This is a genomic window from Streptomyces sp. P9(2023), from assembly GCF_032436795.1.
Classification (GTDB): domain Bacteria; phylum Actinomycetota; class Actinomycetes; order Streptomycetales; family Streptomycetaceae; genus Streptomyces.
The window spans coordinates 54,946-73,150 of record NZ_JAUPWM010000017.1; the positions used below are offsets into that span (position 1 = coordinate 54,946).

Below are 18,205 nucleotides of genomic sequence, written 5' to 3' on the forward strand. Positions count from 1 at the left end.
AGGGCGCCGTCCGTTGGGCCCACCCTCCCCCAAGCTCTCGGCTTCGTTCGAGCAGGGGGCCCCATCGCCTGGGGGTCCCCCGGACGAAGTCTGAGGGAGGAACGATTGCCCACAACGGGGTGGGCGGAGAGGGTCAGGCCCCCAGCGGGACCGCAGCCAGTGTTCCCACCAGCCATGTCAGCGGCAGGAACGCCGCCAGCAGTGCGCCCGCTCGCATCAGAGCCGCCGTGCGGAGGACCGTGGGTGGGGCGCCCAGGCGGATCAGGGCTTCTGTCGTGTGGGCGCGGCACTGTTTGGACTCCAGGGCCGCCGTCAGGAGCGTCGCCGTGGTGCAGGTCATCACCAGCGCCGCGCCCAGGCCCGTCAGCGGGCCGAAGTCGCCCGTCCCGGAGTCGTACAGCGTGATCGCCGCGACCGCGCCCGAAGCCACCGCGCACACCACGCCCAGCGGGCGCCCGATGCGCCGGGACTCGTCCATCAGGACGCGGCCGGCGAGCAGCCGGGTCGCGCCCGGGCGGACCGCCTGGAGGAGGCGGCCGCACCAGTGGGTGATGCCGGGGCCCGCCATCGCCAGGCCGATCGCGGTGAGGATCCAGCCCGCCAGGACCCCCGCCGGGCTGCCGTCGAAGCGGCCCGGGAGCGGCAGCCCGCCGCCCGCGCCGCCCTGCCCGGCGTACGTCTCGACCGCCAGGCCGACTGCCAGGAGTGCCACGCCCCAGGGGAGGCCCGACGGCGGTGTCTTCTCCATGCCCTCGGGCGCCGCCGGGGTCTTCCTGGGGCGCAGGGCCAGTGCCGCCGCCGTCGAGGCCGCCACCGGGAGGATCGCCAGGAGGGTGAGCGCGGCCGCCAGCGGGATCGGGCGGCCCGCCGCGAGCAGCTCGGCCGCCGCGCCGTCGAACGGCAGCCCGGTGATGTCGCCGCGCAGGTGCAGATAGAACAGCAGCGCGACCATCGAGCCGAGCGTGCAGGCGACGGCCGTCGAGGCCGCGGCGATCGCCGTGAGCCGGGCCGGGCCGAGCCCGATCGCCGAGAGTCCGGGCCGCGGCCGCGTGCTGGGATCCGTACGGGCCACGGCCACCGCGAAGTGCACGGTGGCGGCCATGGGGATCAGGCACCACAGCAGCCGCAGCGTCGCGGCGGCCGACCGGTCCGGGTGGCCCACCGCGTATCCCAGCGTGCACAGCAGCAGAAAGCCGACCCCCGCGGCCGCCGCGGCGACCAGGAGGCGCCGCAGCAGGACGAGGGGGTGGGTCCCGCGGACTAGACGGAGAGCGAGCACGCGGCGACGCCCTCCGCCCCGGTGGTCGGCGTCACTGTGCCGACCCGGCGCCCGTCGAGCAGGGCGACCGAGCGGTCGGCGAGGGCGGCCACCTCGGTGTCGTGGGTGGCGAGGAGCACGGTGATCCGGTGCGAGCGCGCGGCGGCCGTGAGCGTGCGCAGTACCTGCGCGCCGTCGGCGCGGTGCAGCGAGGCGGTCGGTTCGTCGGCGAACAGGACCGACGGTGTGGTGACGAGGGCGCGTGCGATCGCGATCCGCTGCCGCTGCGACTGCGTCAGCGCGTGCGGGCGCTTGCGGGAGCACACCCCGATGTCGAGCCGGTCCAGCCACTCCAGGGCGGAGGCCTTCGCGGTCCGGTGCGAGACCCCGCGCAGCAGGAGCGGCAGGGCCGCGTTCTCCCAGGCGGTCAGCTCCGGTACGAGTCCGGGCTCCGGGTCGATCCAGCCGAACCGGTCCCGGCGCAGCCGTTCGCGCTGGACCGGGCTCAGGGTGTGGACCGGGCTGCTGTTGAACCAGACCTCGCCCTGCTGGGCCAGGGTCTGACCCGAGAGGCAGCGCATCAGGGTGGTCTTGCCGCTGCCGCGCGGGCCGACCAGGGCGAGGATCTCGCCCTCGCGCACACCGAGGGAGACGCCGGTGAGGACGTCCGAGCCCTCCAGGGTGCAGTGCAGGGAACGCGCCCAGAGCACGTCGTTGTCCGGTGGGGCCATCGCGTACACCTCGATGTCGGATCCGATACTTGCGTTCCCCCGTCCGAGGGAACGAAGGGACGGGCCTGTCGGTCACTGGGCGCCGTAAGGAATCACTGGGCACCGTAAGGATTCAGATCCGGTTGTACGGACAGCACACGGCCCGGGCAGCCGCCATCCACTCGGATGGCCGCATACCCGGGCCGGGGTCACACCGTGAGGGCGGTGTGAGGCTCTGTGCCTGGAGAGGCAGGCGAGGCCGGAACCGTCAGAGCTTGGTCCACGCCTCCGTGAGCACCGAGCGCAGGATGCCTTCGATCTCGTCGAAGGTGCCCTGGTCGGCGATCAGCGGCGGGGCCAGCTGGATGACCGGGTCGCCACGATCGTCGGCACGGCAGTACAGGCCGTTCTCGAAGAGCGCCTTCGAGAGGAAGCCGTAGAGCACGCGCTCGGTCTCCTCGTCCGTGAAGGACTCCTTGGTGACCTTGTCCTTGACGAGCTCGATGCCGTAGAAGAAGCCGTTGCCGCGGACGTCGCCGACGATCGGAAGGTCGTGCAGCTTCTTCAGGGTGTCGAAGAAGTTGCCCTCCTGGTCCAGCACGTGCTGGTTCAGGCCTTCCTTGTCGAAGATGTCGAGGTTGGCGATGGCGACCGCCGAGGACACCGGGTGGCCACCGAAGGTGTAGCCGTGCAGGAAGGTGTTGTCACCCTTGTAGAACGGCTCGGCGATCCGGTCCGAGACGATGCAGGCACCGATCGGGGAGTAGCCCGAGGTCATGCCCTTGGCGCAGGTGATCATGTCCGGCACGTAGCCGAACTTGTCACAGGCGAACATCGTGCCGAGGCGGCCGAAGGCGCAGATCGTCTCGTCGGAGACGAGCAGCACGTCGTACTGGTCACAGATCTCGCGGACCCGCTGGAAGTACCCGGGCGGCGGCGGGAAGCAGCCGCCGGCGTTCTGCACCGGCTCCAGGAAGACGGCGGCGACGGTGTCGGCGCCCTCGAAGAGGATCTCCTGCTCGATCTGGTCGGCGCACCAGCGGCCGAAGGCCTCGGGGTCGTCGCCGTGGATCGGGGCGCGGTAGATGTTGGTGTTCGGCACCTTGTGCGCGCCGGGGACCAGCGGCTCGAAGGGGGCCTTCAGGGCCGGCAGGCCGGTGATGGACAGGGCGCCCTGCGGGGTGCCGTGGTAGGCGACCGCACGCGAGATGACCTTGTACTTGGTGTGCTTGCCCTGCAGCTTGAAGTACTGCTTGGCGAGCTTCCAGGCGGTCTCGACGGCCTCGCCGCCACCGGTGGTGAAGAAGACCTTGTTCAGGTCGCCCGGGGCGTAGTCGGCGAGGCGCTCGGCGAGCTCCACGGCCTTGGGGTGCGCGTAGGACCAGATGGGGAAGAACGCGAGTTCCTGGGCCTGCTTGTACGCGACCTCGGCCAGTTCCTTGCGGCCGTGTCCGGCGTTGACCACGAAGAGACCCGCGAGACCGTCGAGGTAGCGCTTGCCCTTGTCGTCGAAGATGTAGGTGCCCTCACCACGCACGATGGTGGGGACGGGGGAGTTCTCGTACGACGACATGCGGGTGAAGTGCATCCACAGGTGGTCGTACGCGGTCTTGGACAGGTCCTGGGTCACGATTATCGAGTTCCCCACATATAGGTCTGCTTCTTGAGCTTGAGGTAGACGAAGCTCTCCGTGGAGCGCACGCCGGGAAGGGTGCGGATGCGCTTGTTGATCACATCCAGCAGGTGGTCGTCGTCCTCACAGACGACCTCCACCATCAGGTCGAACGAGCCCGCGGTCATCACCACGTACTCACATTCCGACATGGCAGTCAGCGCTTCCGCCACCGGATCGAGGTCACCCTCGACGTTGATGCCGACCATCGCCTGGCGCCGGAGGCCCACGGTGAGCGGGTCGGTGACGGCGACGATCTGCATGACGCCCTGGTCGAGCAGCTTCTGGACGCGCTGCCGGACGGCCGCCTCGGACAGGCCCACGGCCTTGCCGATGGCGGCGTACGGACGGCGACCGTCCTCCTGGAGCTGCTCGATGATCGCCAGGGAGACGGCATCGATCGTCGGGGACGAACCGGAACCGGTTCTGGAGTTCGTGCTTTGACTGGCCACAGACTCACTGTGCACCGAGACTCGTCGGTCTGGCAACCCCAGAGTGATGAAATCCGTTGTTTCGGGTCCCGAATCTCACTGAATCCGAAGTTGGCGCATGCCGGACCTGTCGAAAGCGTCAGGGAAGCGATTAGGCTGGGGTTCCCAGTAAACGGGACACCGCACGACGACGTGCGACCAAGAACGACAGGAGGGGTGGCAACGTGACCACCGAGCTGCGCCGGCTGCGTAACTACATCAACGGGGAGTTCCGGGACGCCGCGGACGGACGGACCATCGATGTGGTCAACCCGGCCACGGGCGAGGTCTTCGCCACGTCTCCGCTCTCCGGCCAGGCGGACGTCGACGCCGCCATGGACGCGGCCGCGGCCGCGTTCCCGGCCTGGCGGGACACCACGCCCGCCGAGCGCCAGAAGGTCCTGCTGAAGATCGCGGACGCCTTCGAGGAGCGCGCCGAGGACCTGATCGCCGCCGAGGTCGAGAACACCGGCAAGCCGGTCGCCCTCACCGCGAGCGAAGAGGTTCCGCCGATGGTGGACCAGATCCGCTTCTTCGCGGGTGCCGCCCGGATGCTCGAAGGCCGCTCGGCCGGCGAGTACATGGAGGGCATGACCTCCATCGTCCGCCGCGAGCCCGTGGGCGTCTGTGCCCAGGTGGCGCCGTGGAACTACCCGATGATGATGGCCGTGTGGAAGTTCGCCCCGGCGCTCGCCGCGGGCAACACGGTCGTCCTCAAGCCCTCGGACACGACCCCCGCGTCGACCGTCCTGATGGCGGAGATCATCGGCGCCATCGTGCCCAAGGGTGTCTTCAACGTCATCTGCGGCGACCGCGAGACCGGCCGCGCCATGGTCGAGCACCCGACCCCGGCGATGGCCTCCATCACCGGTTCGGTACGGGCCGGCATGCAGGTCGCCGAGTCGGCGGCCAAGGACGTCAAGCGCGTCCACCTGGAGCTGGGCGGCAAGGCCCCGGTCGTGGTCTTCGAGGACACCGACATCGCCAAGGCCGTCGAGGACATCTCCGTGGCGGGCTTCTTCAACGCCGGCCAGGACTGCACCGCCGCGACCCGGGTCCTCGTGCACGAGTCCATCCACGACGAGTTCGTGACGCAGCTGGCCAAGGCCGCCGCCGACACGAAGACCGGTCAGCCGGACGACGAGGACGTGCTCTACGGCCCGCTGAACAACGCCAACCAGCTGAAGCAGGTCTCCGGCTTCATCGACCGCCTTCCGGCCCACGCCAAGGTCGAGTCGGGCGGCCACCAGGTCGGCGACAAGGGCTACTTCTACGCCCCGACCGTCGTCTCCGGCCTCAAGCAGGACGACGAGATCATCCAGAACGAGGTCTTCGGCCCGGTCATCACGGTCCAGCCGTTCCGTGACGAGGCGCAGGCCCTGGAGTTCGCCAACGGCGTCGAGTTCGCGCTCGCGTCCTCGGTCTGGACGAAGGACCACGCCCGCGCGATGCGCATGTCGAAGTCGCTCGACTTCGGCTGTGTGTGGATCAACACCCACATCCCGCTGGTCGCGGAGATGCCGCACGGCGGCTACAAGAAGTCCGGCTACGGCAAGGACCTCTCGGCGTACGGCTTCGAGGACTACACGCGCATCAAGCACGTGATGACGTCGCTGGGCTGAACCGTCTGACGGTCGACGCGCGCGGTCCTGTCGCTTCGGCGGCAGGACCGCGTCGTCGTTTCCGGCCGGCGGGGCTAGGGCCTGTCCGCCCGCTCCTCCTCCACCGGCAGCCACAGTTCGGCGTCCGCCTCGGTGCCGTCGGCGGAGAGCCGGATGCGCGCGATCTCCGGGCCGGGGCGGCCGCGGTACGGGTTCGAGGGGAACCACTGCGTGTAGACGTCCCGCCACAGCTCCTGGACGGCCTGCGGGGCCGCTCCGGAAGCGGTGAAGACCGCCCAGGTGCCGGCGGGGACGGACAGGGCGGACGCGCCCTCCGGGGCGGCCGCGTTCGTGATCACCCCGTGGTAGTAGTCGAGTTCGGTGGCTTCGGCGCGGCTCGGGTCCAGGTCGTCGCAGACCGCGACGATGCCCTGCGGCTCCTGGTCGGAGAGCTCCTCCAGGCGCTTCAGGGTCCCCGGGTCGATGCCACGGACGAAGTCCGTGATCGCCTGGTTCGGGCCCAGGTGCACCAGCGGAACCCGGGCCTTGGGGCCGACGACCGTGAACGCCGGCTTCTCCTTGATGCGGTGGCGCATCGTAGTGCTCCCTTCGACGATGAGACGGAAGGCCATCCGGGGCTGGGAGCTCAGCGCGGCGCCGGTACGCCGGGCCTCGCCCGGCCCGACACCGTGCATGGCCCGGAACGCCCGGGCGAACGCCTCGCCCGAGCCGTACCCGTACCGCACCGCGATCTCCAGCAGCGTCTCCCGCGCCGCGAGCACCTCCGCGCCCGCCGGCGTGAGCCGCCGACGCCGTACGTACTCCGACAGCGGAAGGCCCGCGAGCGCGGAGAACATCCGCCGCAGGTGGTACTCCGACGTGCCCGCGATCCGCGCCAGCTCCGCCACGTCGACGGGCTGATCCAGGTGGCGCTCGACGTGCTCCATCGCCTGGTTGAGCCTCTCCAGCACGCCCCGGTTCCTTCCTCTTGACGACCACCACGCTAGGCAGCACCCAGGGTGCCGGACCCGACATCCTGTGCCCGATGATGTCGGGTGGAACGGACCGCGCCGCGCCGTGTGATCGACAGGGTGTCGCGGTCAGGGGCGTTCCGGCGCACGGACCGTCCATTGCTCCGTAGGTGCCGGGCCGGGATGCTGCTCGGATGAGAGCGACAGCGAGGAAGATGATGTCCCGGCGGTCCCTGCTCCGCGGGATGGGTGGCGCCGGGGCCGTGGCGCTGCTCGCCGGGTGCGGAGTGCCGGCCGCGTACGTCGAGCCGGGGCGGCGGGCCGGCCGGGATCTCTCCGCGCGGGACCGCACGCTCGACTTCGCCAACTGGCCGCTCTACATCGACACCGATGACGACGACACCTCGAAGCGGCCCACCCTGGACGCGTTCTCCGAACGCTCCGGGGTCTCCGTCCGCTACTCCGAGGAGATCAACGACAACGACGAGTTCTTCGGCAAGATCAGCCCGGCGTTGATGAACCACCAGGAGACCGGCCGGGACCTGATCGTCGTCAGCGACTGGATGGCCGCGCGGTTCGTCCGGCTCGGCTGGGTGCAGGAGATGGACCGGGCGGCGCAGCCGAACGTCGGCCGGTATCTGGACCCCCAGCTGCGCTCGCCCGCCTTCGACGAGGGCCGGCTGCACACCGTCCCCTGGCAGTCCGGGATCACCGGCATCGCGTACAACCGCAAGAAGCTCGGCCGCGAGATACGGTCGGTCAAGGAGCTGTGGGACGACGAGCTGCGCGGCAAGGTCACCCTGCTGTCCGGGCTCGACGAGTCCTTCGCGCTGCTCATGCAGGGCAACGGGGTCGACGTGACCCGGTGGACCGCGGACGACTTCCACACCGTGTGCGAGCAGATCGAAGGGCTCGTGGGCAGGCGGCACATCCGGCGCTTCACCGGCAACGACTACATCAAGGACCTGTCCACCGGCGACGTACTGGCCTGCCAGGCGTACTCGGGCGACGTCATCCAGCTCCAGGCCGACAACCCGGACATCGAGTTCGTCGTCCCCGAGGAGGGCGCCGAGCTGTGGGCGGAGTCGCTGATGATCCCCAACCTCGCCCAGCACAAGGCCAACGCCGAGAAGCTGATCGACTACTACTACGAGCCCGAGGTCGCCGCCGAGCTCGCCGCCTGGGTCAACTACGTCTGCCCGGTGCCGGCCGCCCGTGACGTCCTGGCCGACTCCGACGACGAGGAGCTCGCGGCCCTCGCCGAGGACCCGCTGATCTTCCCCGACGACGCGATGCGCGGACGGCTCGCGATCGCCCGGGACATCACCTCTGAGGAGCGAGTGGAGTTCGCGAAGCGGTGGAACTCGATCGTCGGTCTGTGAGTTCCCCCGATGTGACATCGAACGGGACATCACATGGGACACCACATGGGACATCGAACGCGACATCGCAGGTGAACTCCGCCGTCACCTACGGGCTGTTGGCCGCCTGGGCCCTGCACGACACCGAGGAGGTGCTCTTCGGCCCGCGCTGGCTCCGGGAGCATCTGCCGGAGTTGCGGGAGCGCTTCCCCGAGGCGCCCGAGGCGGTGTGGAAGACCGTGGAGAGCGTCGACGAGCGGGAGTTCGCCGTCGCCGTGGCGGCGGTCGGGGCCGTCGTCGCGGCGGCCGCCGCCGCGGGACACCGGTCCGGCGGCCGCTCGGGCTTCTACCAGGCCGCCCTGACCGGCTTCGGTCTGCACGGCCTCGTCCATCTGGCCCAGGCGGCCGCCGTCCGCGGGTACACGCCCGGCTCGGTGACCTCGCCCCTGATCGTCGTGCCCTTCACGCTCTGGGCGCGGGGGCGGCTGAGGCGGGCCGGCGTGCTGCGGCCGACGCGCGCGAGGGACCTGGTGGGAGGGCTCGCGGTGGCGGCCGGCGTGACCGTCGCCGCGCATGCCGCCGCCCGTCGAGTGATCGGGAGGTGATCCGCCACCCGCTTTTTGAACGCGTTCATGAGGGGCGTACTCTGCTGTCATGAACGAGGCGAACGGGCCCGTGGCCCTTCTTCGGCGTATCCGCGTGTGGCTGGCTTCATCGTCTGTCTGGTGCTGAGCGGGCTGACCGCCTTCCCGCTCGTCACCGAACTCCGCCTCATCGAGGATGCGTTGACGTCCTGGGCCGCACCCGTCGGGGAGCTCTTCCCCGGCCTCCTGGAGTGGATCGCGCGGGTGGGCGACGGCCTCGACACCGCCGACGCCCGGTACCCGTTCCTGCTGTACGGCACCGACTGGCTCGCCTTCGCGCACCTCGTCATCGCCGTCGCCTTCTACGGGCCCTACCGCGACCCGGTCCGCAACATCTGGGTGATCGAGTTCGGGATGATCGCCTGCGTCGGGATCATCCCGCTCGCCCTGATCTGCGGACCGATCCGGGGCATCCCCTTCTGGTGGTCGGTCATCGACATGTCCTTCGGGGTCTTCGGGATCGTTCCGCTGTACGTCGTACGGCGGATGATCAAGCGGCTGGAAGCGATCAAGGCCGTGGCTCACGCGCCTCACGCGCCTCACGCGCCTCAGGGTGTCGGCGGGCCGTAGGCCGCCACCATCAGGGCCAGGGCGACGCGGTTCATGTCCTGGCCCTTCGCGTCCGTGGAGTTGACGCTGTACACCAGCGTGCGCGAGCCGTTCCGGGTCGAGGCGATCGCCGCGTTGTAGCCCCAGCGGCCGCCCGTCTTCCCCCACACCTCCCGCCCGCCGAGCTTCTTCATCGAGAGCCCGGCGGAGTACGCGGCCGGGTCGCCGCTCCTGAAGTCCGTGACCTGCGGCAGCGTGAACATCTCCTCCAGGAGCGGCCCGCGCACCACCCGCCCCTGGAACAGCGCCCGCGTGAACCGCTCCAGATCGGCCGTCGTGGAGATCAGGTCGCCCGCCGCCCAGCCGTCCGTGGCACCCCACACCGACACGTCGCGCAGGCCGGTCGTGCCGTCCGCGAGCCGCATCGTCTGGTAGCCGCGGTTGTGCGGGCCCCTGATCCGCGGGTCGGTCCCGGGGAGGTACGTGCCGCGCAGCCCGAGCGGGCCGAGGATCCGCGTCGCGACCTGGTGCTCGTACGTGTCACCCGTGACCCGCTCGATCAGCAGCCCCGCGATGGTGTAGCCGATATTGAGGTAGTGCTGCCGGGTGCCGGGGGCGAACTCCGGCTCCTTCGCGGTCGCCGAGCGGACCATCGCGCGCGGGTCGTGGACCTCGAAGCGGTGCGCGTACCGCTCCTCGACCGTCGAACCGGCGAAGTCGGGCGCCGGGATCCCGTGCGTGTGGTTGAGCAGCTGGCGGACCGTCACCGTCCCGTACCGGGCCGGGATCAGTTCCGGCAGGTACGAGCGGGCCGAGCGGTCCAGGTCGAGCCGCCCCTCACCCGCCAGCTGGAGGGCGACCGCCGCCGTGAAGACCTTGGTCACCGAACCGGCGCGGAAGCGGCCGTCCGGATCGGCCGGGCGCATCGACTTCAGGTCGTGCACGCCCGAGCTGCCCTGCCAGGCGCCTTCGCGCCCGCCGACGCGGACCAGCGCGGCCGTCGCGTCCTTCGAGGGGAGGCCGGCGATCGCCGCCTCGAACGCCGGATTCGACATGCTCACGGCGGCGGCGGCGGGCGCCGCCGTCGCGGGCAGGACCGCCGGGCCGGCCGTCACGCCCAGGACGAGGGTCGCGGCGAGCAGGGTACGGATGCGTGCGTTGTTCATGGTCAACTCCGTTGCTGTGAGCCGTTGTTCTGCTACGACTCACATCCTGCTGACCTGCGGCGATCCATGGATCGCCGGAGCGGGGGATCTTCCCCTCCCCCGCTCATCCCCCGAGCGGGGGAGAGCCCGCCGTGACCAGACCGCTCTCGTACGCGCAGATCACCGCCTGGATCCGGTCCCGCAGCCCCAGCTTCGCGAGCACGTTCCCCACGTGCGTCTTCACCGTGTGGTCGCTGACGACCAGCTCCGCCGCGATCTCCGCGTTCGACAGGCCCCGCGCGAGCAGCAGCAGCGTCTCCCGCTCGCGGGCCGTCAGCGCGTCCAGACGCGGATCCGGGGGCCGGGGCGCCTCGCGGGGCGTCGGACGGGTGTACTCCTCGACCAGGCGCCGCGCCACGGACGGGGCGAGCAGCGAGTCGCCGCGCGCCACCACCCGTACCGCGTGCACCAGATCGTCCCTGCGTACGTCCTTCAGCAGGAACCCGCTCGCGCCCGCGTGCAGGGCCTCGTAGACGTACGCGTCGGAGTCGAAGGTCGTCAGCATCACGCTGCGGCAGCCGCTCTCCGCGCTGATCGCCCGACACGCCTCGATTCCGTCCATCCTCGGCATCCGGATGTCGAGCAGCGCCACGTCGGGGGAGTGCGCGCGCACCGCGGCGACCGCCTCCGCCCCGTCGCCCGCCTCCGCGACCACCTCGATGTCCGGCTGGACGTCGAGGATCATCGAGAAGCCGCTCCTGACCAGCTCCTGGTCGTCGGCCACCACCACCCGGATCGTCACCGCGCCACCTCCGCCGTGGAGGGTACGGGGAGTTCCACCCGTACCTCGAAGCCCCGGCCGTCCGGACCCGGGCCGGTCACCGCCGTACCGCCGTGCGCGGCGGCCCGCTCCCGGATCCCGACGAGCCCGTGCCCCTCGCCGCCCGGCCGCGCGCCGCGCCGGGGTCCCCGTCCGTCGTCCGTCACCACGATCTCCAGGACACCGTCCTCGTACGCCAGTCGGACGGCGGCCGTCCGCGCACCCGCGTGTTTCATCACGTTCGTCAGGGCCTCCTGGACGATCCGGTAGACCGTCGCCCCGACGGCCGCAGGCAGGGCCCGTACCCCGCCCGTCGTCCGGTACGTGACCGTGAGCCCGCCGGCCCGCACCCGTTCCACGAGGGTGGGCAGCCCGCCGAGGTCGGGCTGCGGCTCGCGCGGCGCGACGACCGGTGCGCCCTCCGTACCGTCCCGCAGCACCCCCAGCATCCGGCGCAGCTGCTCCATCGCGTCCCGGCCCGTCGCCGAGATCGCCTCGAACGCCGCCTCCGCCCGCTCCGGAGCCGCCCGCACGGCCACCGGACCGGCCTCCGCCTGCACGACCATCAGGCTCACCGCGTGGGACAGGATGTCGTGCATCTCCCGGGCGATCCGGGCCCGTTCACGTGCCGCCGCCCGCTCGGCCTCGACGCGGTGGGCCCGCTGCCGGGCGTCGGTCAGCCGGCCGAAGACGTACGCCGCCCCGAACACGAAGAGGGAGAAGGTCAGTTCACGCGCCGACCGGGTGTTGAGCCAGACCGACACCGGCACCGCGACCACGAGCAGCAGCACGGTCGCGCGCCGCTGCCACGGCGGCGCGAGCGCGGCGATCGTGTGGACGATGACGAGACCGGTGTACGGGAGGGGCTGGCCGGGGCCGTCGACCGCCAGCTCGTACAGCGAGCTGGCCGCGAAGATCGCGAGGAGGACGGCCAGCGGTGCGCGCCGCCGCCAGCCGAGGGGCAGGACGGTGAGCGTCATCAGGCCGTACGCCGCCCAGGTCGCCGGCGGCAGCTCCGGGGCGCGCGGCACGACGAACGGCATCGTCATCGCCGCCTGCACGAGCAGCGCGATCCCGACGTCCACGGCGAGCGGATGGGAGCCCGAGAACTGCCGGGCCCGCTCACCCCAGACCCCGAACCGCCGGGCCCGCTCACCCCATCCCCGTACTGTCCCCTCTACGGCCCCCCGTATTCCCATCTACGGCTTCCGCCCCACCGCGCCGAACTGCGCCACCTCGCTCGCCGGGGCGAACCGCCAGCTCGCGCAGGAGACGATCCCCGGCTCCAGCAGGTCGAGCCCCTCGAAGAACGAGGCGAACTCGGCGCGTGTGCGGGCCGTGATCGGCGGGGTCGCGTTCTCGTTCCAGAACGCCATCGCCGCGACGTTCCCCTCGCCGCCGAGCTCCGGCTCCAGGGTCGGGTGGGTCAGCACGAGGTACGAGCCGGCGGGCATCGCGTCCATCAGCGTACGGACGACGTTCCTGGCCTCGTCGGTGTCGAGGACGAAGTTGAGGATCCCCAGCATCATCACGGCGACCGGCCGCGTCAGGTCGAGCGTCCGGCCCGCCGCCTCCAGGATGCGCTCCGGGTCCCGCGCGTCCGCGTCGACGTACTCGGTGAGACCCTCCGGGGCGCTGGTCAGCAGCGCGCGGGCGTGCGTCAGCACGATCGGGTCGTTGTCGACGTAGACGATCCGGGACTCCGGGGCGACGCGCTGCGCGACCTCGTGGGTGTTGTCGGCGGTCGGCAGGCCCGTACCGATGTCCAGGAACCGGCGCACCCCGGCCTCGGCCGCCAGATGTGTCACCACCCGGCCGAGGAACGCCCGGTCCGCGCGCGCCACTTCGCCGATGCTCGGGTAGAAGCCGGTGACCGTCTCGCCGACCGTCCGGTCCACGGGGTAGTTGTCCTTGCCGCCCAACCAGTAGTTCCACACTCGGGCGTTGTGCGCGATGTCGGTTCGGATCCTCTCGATTCCGGTCACGTCGGAGTACCCCTTCGCAGTTCGGCGGCGAGCGCGTCCACACGGTTGGTGGTGATCGAATCCACCCCGTGGGACAGGAGCTTACGCATGGTGCGTCTGGTGTCCGCCGTCCAGGCGGAGACGAGGTAGCCGTCCCGGTGCACCCGGTCCACCAGCGCCCGACTCACCAGGCCGAAGCGGTAGTTGAGCCAGCGCGGCCGTACCGCGTCGAGCAGCGCGGCCCGCGGCGGGGCGAGGGTCGTCCAGGTCAGCGCGATCTCGGCGGCCGGGTCGGTGGCCCGTACGTGGAGCATCGCGACCCCGCCCGCGCAGTAGTAGACGCGCTCGGCGGCGCCGCACTCACGGACCGTACCGACGATCGTGCGGACCGAGTCCTCGTTCCCGCCGGGCAGATCGAGCATCAGGCGGTACGGCCCGGCCGCGATCAGCGCCTCGCGCAGGGTGGGGACACCGCCGTACGTCAGCTCCCGCAGCTGCGCGAGGGAGAGCGCGGACAGCGGCCGGTCGTGGCCCCACAGGCGCTTGAGGGTGTCGTCGTGGAGGAGGACGGGGACGCCGTCGCGGGTGAGCCGTACATCGATCTCGACGGCGTCCGCGCCCCCTTCGATCGCCGAGACGATCGAGGGGACGGTGTTCTCCCGGACGTTGTACGGGTCGCCCCGGTGGCCTACGACAGTGACGTGGTCCATGGGGCCATTGTCGCGGCTACCGGCCGGCCAGCCACTTCTCCGTGTAGTCGTCGATCTCTGCGGCGATACGGGCCTTGCCGGCCGGGTCGAGGAAGGAGGCCTCGACCGCGTTCTTGGCGAGGGCCGCGAGACCGCGCTCGTCGAGCTCCAGGAGCCGGGCGGCGACCGCGTACTCGTTGTTGAGGTCCGTACCGAACATGGGCGGGTCGTCGCTGTTGATCGTCACCAGGACACCGGCCGCCACCATCTCCTTGATGGGGTGCTGGTCCAGGTCGGCGACCGCGCGGGTGGCGATGTTGGACGTCGGGCAGACCTCGAGCGCGATCCGGTGCTCTGCCAGGTACTTCAGGAGCTCCGGGTCCTGCACGGAGCTGGTGCCGTGGCCGATGCGCTCGGCGCGCAGGTCCTTCAGGGCGTCCCAGACGGTCTCCGGGCCGGTGGTCTCGCCCGCGTGCGGGACGGAGTGCAGACCGGCCTCGATGGCCCGGTCGAAGTACGGCTTGAACTGCGGGCGCGGCACACCGATCTCCGGGCCGCCGAGCCCGAACGACACCAGGCCCTCCGGGCGCAGGTCGACGGCGAGCCGGGCGGTCTCCTCGGCGGCATCCAGACCGGCCTCGCCGGGGATGTCGAAGCACCAGCGCAGGATGACGCCGAGCTCGGTCTCGGCGGCCTTGCGGGCGTCCTCGATCGCGGCCATGAAGGCCCGCTCGTCGATGCCGCGGCGGGTCGAGCTGTACGGGGTGATGGTCAGCTCGGCGTACCGGATGTTCTGCCGGGCCATGTCACGGGCGACCTCGAAGGTCAGCAGCCGGACGTCCTCGGGGGTGCGGACGAGGTCCACGACCGACAGGTACACCTCGATGAAGTGCGCGAAGTCGGTGAAGGAGAAGTACTCGGCCAGCGCCTCGGGGTCGGCGGGGACCTTGGAGTCGGGGTGCCGGGCGGCCAGCTCGGCGACGATCCGGGGCGAGGCCGAGCCGACGTGGTGGACGTGCAGCTCAGCCTTGGGGAGCCCCGCGATGAAGGAGTGCAGATCGGTCATCCGATCATCGTAGGCCGGGCGGGTGCCGTCTCGGGGTGAGGTCGTAGCATGGCGTGACCACGATGGGGGAGGCCCATGTCTGACAACAGCGACCAGCCGCGTGGCGGGTACGACCCGGCGGACCCCTGGGCTCCGCCGAACCGCGACGGGGTGGAACTGAGCAAGCCCGCGACGCCGGCGACGCCCGCACCGCAGGACCGTCCGCCGGTCCATGACCAGCCCACGATGACCGCGATGCCGAACGGCGAGGTACCGCCGCCGCCGGTCGCACCCGGCGGTCCTTCGCCGACGGGCTCGTACGGCTACCCGACCCCGCCGCCGGTCACGGCGCCCGCGCCGTCGGGGTACGGCTACCCCGGCTACCCGGGGTACGCGGGAGGCGGCGGCTACGGTCAGCCGGGCTGGCAGCAGCCCCCGTCCAACGGCATGGGGACGGCGTCGATGGTGCTCGGCATCATCGCGGTGGCCGGCTTCTGCATGTACGGGCTCGGTGTCGTCCTGGGCATCCTGGCGCTGGTCTTCGGCATCATCGGCCGCAAGAAGGTCACCCGGGGCGAGGCGAACAACGGCGGGATGGCGACGGCGGGCATCGTGCTCGGCTCGATCGGCATCCTGGTCAGCGCGGTGTTCCTGGCCTTCATCGTCTGGGCGATCACCCAGGGCGAGGAGTACGGGAACTCGGACGACCCGTTCGCGACGATCCTGGAGGTCGAGCGGCGCTAGCCGCGATTCCGCTACGGAGAGGGGCCCCGCGCCGCGTCAGGTGCGGGGCCTTTCGCGCGCCGCGGCGGCCGGTGGGGCGTGCGGGTGCGGTGCCGGGCGCGGGCCCGGTGGGGGGGTGCGCCCGGCCTCCGGCCGGGCTTGGCGTTCCCACCCTCCCCCAGAGCTTCGCCTGGGGGTACCCCCATCTCGCTCCGCTCGCCCGTGCTGGTAGGGGAGCAGAGGTGCGGGTCCTTCCCGTGCCGAGGTCGCGCCGTCGGCTTCCGCAGGCCGTCAGGCCATCCTCAGCCGTTCCCGGGCCTCCATCAGAGCGAAGCCCAGGAGGTTCAGGCCGCGCCAGCGGGAGGGGTCCGTCGTGCGGGGGTCGTCTGCGGCGAGGCCGATGCCCCAGACGCGGTCCAGCGGGCTCGCCTCGACCAGGACGCGGCCCCCGGTGCCGAGCAGGAACCCCCGCAGCGCCTCGTCCGAGGCGAACTTGTGGACGCTGCCCGCCACCACGATCCCGAAGCGCTCCCGCTCCCACACCGCGTCGTCGAAGCCGCGCACCAGCCGCCCCGCCTTCTTCGCCTCCGCGGGCGTACGGGACGACAGCGCGGCGCGCTCCGCCTCCGGGTCGCCGAAGAGCCGTGCCTTCTCCGCCATCATCCAGTGCTCGGCCGTCGCGTAGCGCACGCCGTCGACCTCGAACGGTGACGCCCACCACTGGCTCAGGCAGCTCGCCGTGAGGCGGCCGTCCGGGCTCGCGCGGTGGCCCCAGAACGGCAGGAACTTGACCCTCCCCCAGCCTCCGGCCGGGGGGACCCCCATTTCGCTTCGCTCACCCCGGCTGACCTGCTGCGTCAATTCCTCGATCATCCCCATGCACGGGATTCTGGCAGCCGCCACCGACAGTCCGTACGCTCTTTCCCCGGGTCCTCGACACATGGTCGACCGATTCCGTCGCGTAACCAAAAGGCAACAACGGAATCACTTGTTGGCCCGATATCCCTCTGTCAGGATCGGCACTCAATTCGAGCTGGAACAACGGAGAGCGTCATGGGCAACCGCTTCCAGGTGACGGACCGCTTCGCGGCCGGCGCACAGTACATCGGCGGGCGTCTGCGGCCCGGAACCTCGGGGGACGAGCACAGCGTCATCGATCCGGCCACGGGCGAGAGCGTGTACACGTACGCACTCGCCTCCACCAACGACGTCGACGACGCCGTCGCCGCCGCCACCGCGGCCTTCCCCGGCTGGGCCGGCGCGACCCCCGGCGAGCGCTCCGACGCGCTGCACCGGTTCGCCGGCGTCCTCGCCGAGCGCGCCGAGGACATCGCCCGCGTCGAGTCCCTCCAGTGCGGCAAGCCGATCAAGCTGTCCACCGAGTTCGACGTCCCCGGCACCGTCGACAACACGGCCTTCTTCGCGGGCGCCGCCCGTCACCTCCAGGGCCAGTCCGCCGGCGAGTACAGCGGCGACCACACCTCGTACGTCCGGCGCGAGCCGATCGGCGTCGTCGGCTCCATCGCCCCCTGGAACTACCCGCTCCAGATGGCCGCCTGGAAGATCCTCCCGGCCATCGCCGCCGGCAACACGATCGTCCTGAAGCCGGCCGAGCTGACCCCGCTCACCTCCCTGATGTTCGCCCAGGCGGCCACCGACGCCGGAATCCCCGACGGTGTCGTCAACATCGTCACCGGCGCCGGGCGCGTCGCAGGCGAGCACCTCGTCGGCCACCCCGGCGTCGCCATGACCTCCTTCACCGGCTCCACCCCGGTCGGGAAGCGGGTCGCCGAGATCGCCACCTCCACCGTGAAGCGGCTCCACCTCGAACTCGGCGGCAAGGCCCCCTTCGTCGTCTTCGACGACGCCGACCTGGAGGCCGCCGCCCACGGCGCCGTCGCCGCCTCCCTCATCAACACCGGCCAGGACTGCACCGCCGCCACCCGCGCGTACGTCCAGCGCCCGCTCTTCGACGCCTTCGTGGCCCGCGTCGCCGAACTCATGGAGACCGTCCGCCTCGGCGACCCCTTCGACCCCTCCACCGACCTCGGCCCGCTGATCAGCCACGCCCAGCGCGACCGCGTCGCCGGCTTCGTCGAGCGCGCCCGCGGCTACGCCACCGTCGTCACCGGCGGCGAAGCCCCGCAAGGGGAGCTGAAGAACGGCGCGTACTACCGGCCGACCCTGATCACCGGTGCCGCCCAGGACAGCGAGATCGTCCAGTCCGAGATTTTCGGGCCCGTCCTCGTCGTCCTGCCCTTCGACGGCGACGACGACGGGCTCCGGCTCGCCAACGACACCCCGTACGGCCTTGCCGCCTCCGCCTGGACCCGGGACGTGTTCCGCGCCAACCGCGCCACCCGCGAGATCACGGCGGGATGTGTCTGGGTCAACGACCACATTCCGATCATCAGCGAGATGCCGCACGGCGGCTACAAGGCCTCCGGGTTCGGAAAGGACATGTCGTCGTATTCCTTCGAGGAGTACACGCAGGTCAAGCATGTGATGTACGAAAACACCGCGGTCGCCGCGAAGGACTGGCACCGCACGATCTTCGGAGACCGGTAGTCCTCCCCAACCCCC

At 71.2% G+C, this 18,205-nt stretch carries 18 protein-coding genes; 6 read left to right on the forward strand and 12 right to left on the reverse strand.

All coding sequences use genetic code 11. The features are described 5' to 3' along the window. Window positions 1-133: 133 nt before the first annotated feature. The 4 genes from Q5762_RS21850 to Q5762_RS21865 form a co-directional block, all read right to left on the reverse strand. Window positions 134-1,279, reverse strand: coding sequence for a hypothetical protein (locus Q5762_RS21850; RefSeq protein ID WP_315893880.1), 1,146 nt, complete (start codon window positions 1,277-1,279; stop codon window positions 134-136). Next, the gene (locus Q5762_RS21855) at window positions 1,261-1,989 is read right to left on the reverse strand and encodes an ATP-binding cassette domain-containing protein (protein ID WP_315893881.1); all 729 of its coding nucleotides are present in this window, start codon (window positions 1,987-1,989) and stop codon (window positions 1,261-1,263) included. The genes Q5762_RS21850 and Q5762_RS21855 overlap by 19 nt, the downstream gene beginning before the upstream one ends. A 247-nt stretch (window positions 1,990-2,236) precedes the next feature. Beyond that, the gene (locus Q5762_RS21860) at window positions 2,237-3,616 is read right to left on the reverse strand and encodes an aspartate aminotransferase family protein (protein WP_315893882.1); all 1,380 of its coding nucleotides are present in this window, start codon (window positions 3,614-3,616) and stop codon (window positions 2,237-2,239) included. Then, window positions 3,601-4,107 carry an Lrp/AsnC family transcriptional regulator gene (locus Q5762_RS21865; RefSeq protein ID WP_315893883.1) on the reverse strand — a complete coding sequence of 169 codons (507 nt, stop codon included), beginning with the start codon at window positions 4,105-4,107 and terminating at the stop codon, window positions 3,601-3,603. Before Q5762_RS21865 ends, Q5762_RS21860 begins: the two co-directional genes overlap by 16 nt. 188 nt (window positions 4,108-4,295) lie before the next feature. Here Q5762_RS21865 and Q5762_RS21870 point away from each other — a divergent pair, with 188 nt between their 5' ends. After that, window positions 4,296-5,732, forward strand: coding sequence for a gamma-aminobutyraldehyde dehydrogenase (locus Q5762_RS21870; RefSeq protein WP_315893884.1), 1,437 nt, complete (start codon window positions 4,296-4,298; stop codon window positions 5,730-5,732). Window positions 5,733-5,806: 74 nt separating this feature from the next. Here Q5762_RS21870 and Q5762_RS21875 read toward each other — a convergent pair whose 3' ends face one another. Next, on the reverse strand, window positions 5,807-6,682 hold the full coding sequence (locus Q5762_RS21875) for an AraC family transcriptional regulator (RefSeq protein WP_315893885.1): 876 nt from the start codon (window positions 6,680-6,682) through the stop codon (window positions 5,807-5,809). A 218-nt stretch (window positions 6,683-6,900) separates the two neighbouring features. On the opposite strand from Q5762_RS21875, the gene Q5762_RS21880 reads away from it, so the two are divergent. The 3 genes from Q5762_RS21880 (at window position 6,901) to Q5762_RS21890 (ending at window position 9,257) form a co-directional block, all read left to right on the forward strand. Beyond that, window positions 6,901-8,064, forward strand: a complete 1,164-nt coding sequence (locus tag Q5762_RS21880; protein WP_315893944.1) for an extracellular solute-binding protein — start codon at window positions 6,901-6,903, stop codon at window positions 8,062-8,064. Between the two features lie 71 nt (window positions 8,065-8,135). Further along, window positions 8,136-8,648 (forward strand): HXXEE domain-containing protein, encoded by a 513-nt coding sequence (locus Q5762_RS21885; protein WP_315893886.1) that lies wholly within the window; start codon window positions 8,136-8,138, stop codon window positions 8,646-8,648. Window positions 8,649-8,744: 96 nt separating this feature from the next. Further along, the gene (locus tag Q5762_RS21890; protein WP_399495226.1) at window positions 8,745-9,257 is read left to right on the forward strand and encodes a hypothetical protein; all 513 of its coding nucleotides are present in this window, start codon (window positions 8,745-8,747) and stop codon (window positions 9,255-9,257) included. On the opposite strand, the gene Q5762_RS21895 is transcribed toward Q5762_RS21890, so the two are convergent. The 6 genes from Q5762_RS21895 to Q5762_RS21920 form a co-directional block, all read right to left on the reverse strand. Next, on the reverse strand, window positions 9,236-10,402 hold the full coding sequence (locus Q5762_RS21895; RefSeq protein ID WP_315893887.1) for a serine hydrolase domain-containing protein: 1,167 nt from the start codon (window positions 10,400-10,402) through the stop codon (window positions 9,236-9,238). The two genes, Q5762_RS21890 and Q5762_RS21895, sit on opposite strands and share 22 nt — an antisense overlap. A gap of 103 nt (window positions 10,403-10,505) precedes the next feature. Further along, window positions 10,506-11,183, reverse strand: coding sequence for a response regulator transcription factor (locus Q5762_RS21900; RefSeq protein WP_315893888.1), 678 nt, complete (start codon window positions 11,181-11,183; stop codon window positions 10,506-10,508). Beyond that, complete coding sequence (locus tag Q5762_RS21905; RefSeq protein WP_315893945.1) at window positions 11,180-12,250, reverse strand: histidine kinase; 1,071 nt, start codon at window positions 12,248-12,250, stop codon at window positions 11,180-11,182. The genes Q5762_RS21900 and Q5762_RS21905 overlap by 4 nt, the downstream gene beginning before the upstream one ends. Window positions 12,251-12,400: 150 nt before the next feature. Next, a complete protein-coding gene (locus Q5762_RS21910) occupies window positions 12,401-13,186 on the reverse strand; it encodes an SAM-dependent methyltransferase (RefSeq protein WP_315893889.1) in 786 nt (261 codons plus the stop codon). Next, entirely contained in the window at window positions 13,183-13,875 is a 693-nt protein-coding gene (locus tag Q5762_RS21915; protein WP_315893890.1) for a glycerophosphodiester phosphodiesterase, read from the reverse strand. The genes Q5762_RS21910 and Q5762_RS21915 overlap by 4 nt, the downstream gene beginning before the upstream one ends. Before the next feature lie 16 nt (window positions 13,876-13,891). Beyond that, window positions 13,892-14,920, reverse strand: coding sequence for an adenosine deaminase (locus Q5762_RS21920; protein WP_315893891.1), 1,029 nt, complete (start codon window positions 14,918-14,920; stop codon window positions 13,892-13,894). Window positions 14,921-14,995: 75 nt separating this feature from the next. Here Q5762_RS21920 and Q5762_RS21925 point away from each other — a divergent pair, with 75 nt between their 5' ends. Further along, on the forward strand, window positions 14,996-15,643 hold the full coding sequence (locus Q5762_RS21925) for a DUF4190 domain-containing protein (RefSeq protein ID WP_315893892.1): 648 nt from the start codon (window positions 14,996-14,998) through the stop codon (window positions 15,641-15,643). Between the two features lie 270 nt (window positions 15,644-15,913). Here the strand turns inward: Q5762_RS21925 and Q5762_RS21930 are convergent, their stop codons facing one another. Beyond that, entirely contained in the window at window positions 15,914-16,501 is a 588-nt protein-coding gene (locus tag Q5762_RS21930; protein ID WP_315893893.1) for an NADAR family protein, read from the reverse strand. A gap of 174 nt (window positions 16,502-16,675) precedes the next feature. Here Q5762_RS21930 and Q5762_RS21935 point away from each other — a divergent pair, with 174 nt between their 5' ends. Further along, window positions 16,676-18,190, forward strand: a complete 1,515-nt coding sequence (locus Q5762_RS21935) for a gamma-aminobutyraldehyde dehydrogenase (RefSeq protein ID WP_315893894.1) — start codon at window positions 16,676-16,678, stop codon at window positions 18,188-18,190. The last annotated feature ends 15 nt before the right edge of the window (window positions 18,191-18,205 follow it).

Excerpts from the sequence above, each read along its gene's own strand:
- Q5762_RS21855 (WP_315893881.1), bottom strand. The coding sequence starts at position 1,989 with ATGGCCCCACCGGACAACGACGTGCTCTGGGCGCGTTCCCTGCACTGC.
- Q5762_RS21880 (WP_315893944.1), top strand. The coding sequence starts at position 6,901 with ATGTCCCGGCGGTCCCTGCTCCGCGGGATGGGTGGCGCCGGGGCCGTG.
- Q5762_RS21895 (WP_315893887.1), bottom strand. The coding sequence starts at position 10,402 with ATGAACAACGCACGCATCCGTACCCTGCTCGCCGCGACCCTCGTCCTG.
- Q5762_RS21905 (WP_315893945.1), bottom strand. The coding sequence starts at position 12,250 with ATGACGATGCCGTTCGTCGTGCCGCGCGCCCCGGAGCTGCCGCCGGCG.
- Q5762_RS21915 (WP_315893890.1), bottom strand. The coding sequence starts at position 13,875 with ATGGACCACGTCACTGTCGTAGGCCACCGGGGCGACCCGTACAACGTC.
- Q5762_RS21920 (WP_315893891.1), bottom strand. The coding sequence starts at position 14,920 with ATGACCGATCTGCACTCCTTCATCGCGGGGCTCCCCAAGGCTGAGCTG.
- Q5762_RS21925 (WP_315893892.1), top strand. The coding sequence starts at position 14,996 with ATGTCTGACAACAGCGACCAGCCGCGTGGCGGGTACGACCCGGCGGAC.
- Q5762_RS21930 (WP_315893893.1), bottom strand. The coding sequence starts at position 16,501 with ATGGGGATGATCGAGGAATTGACGCAGCAGGTCAGCCGGGGTGAGCGA.
- Q5762_RS21935 (WP_315893894.1), top strand. The coding sequence starts at position 16,676 with ATGGGCAACCGCTTCCAGGTGACGGACCGCTTCGCGGCCGGCGCACAG.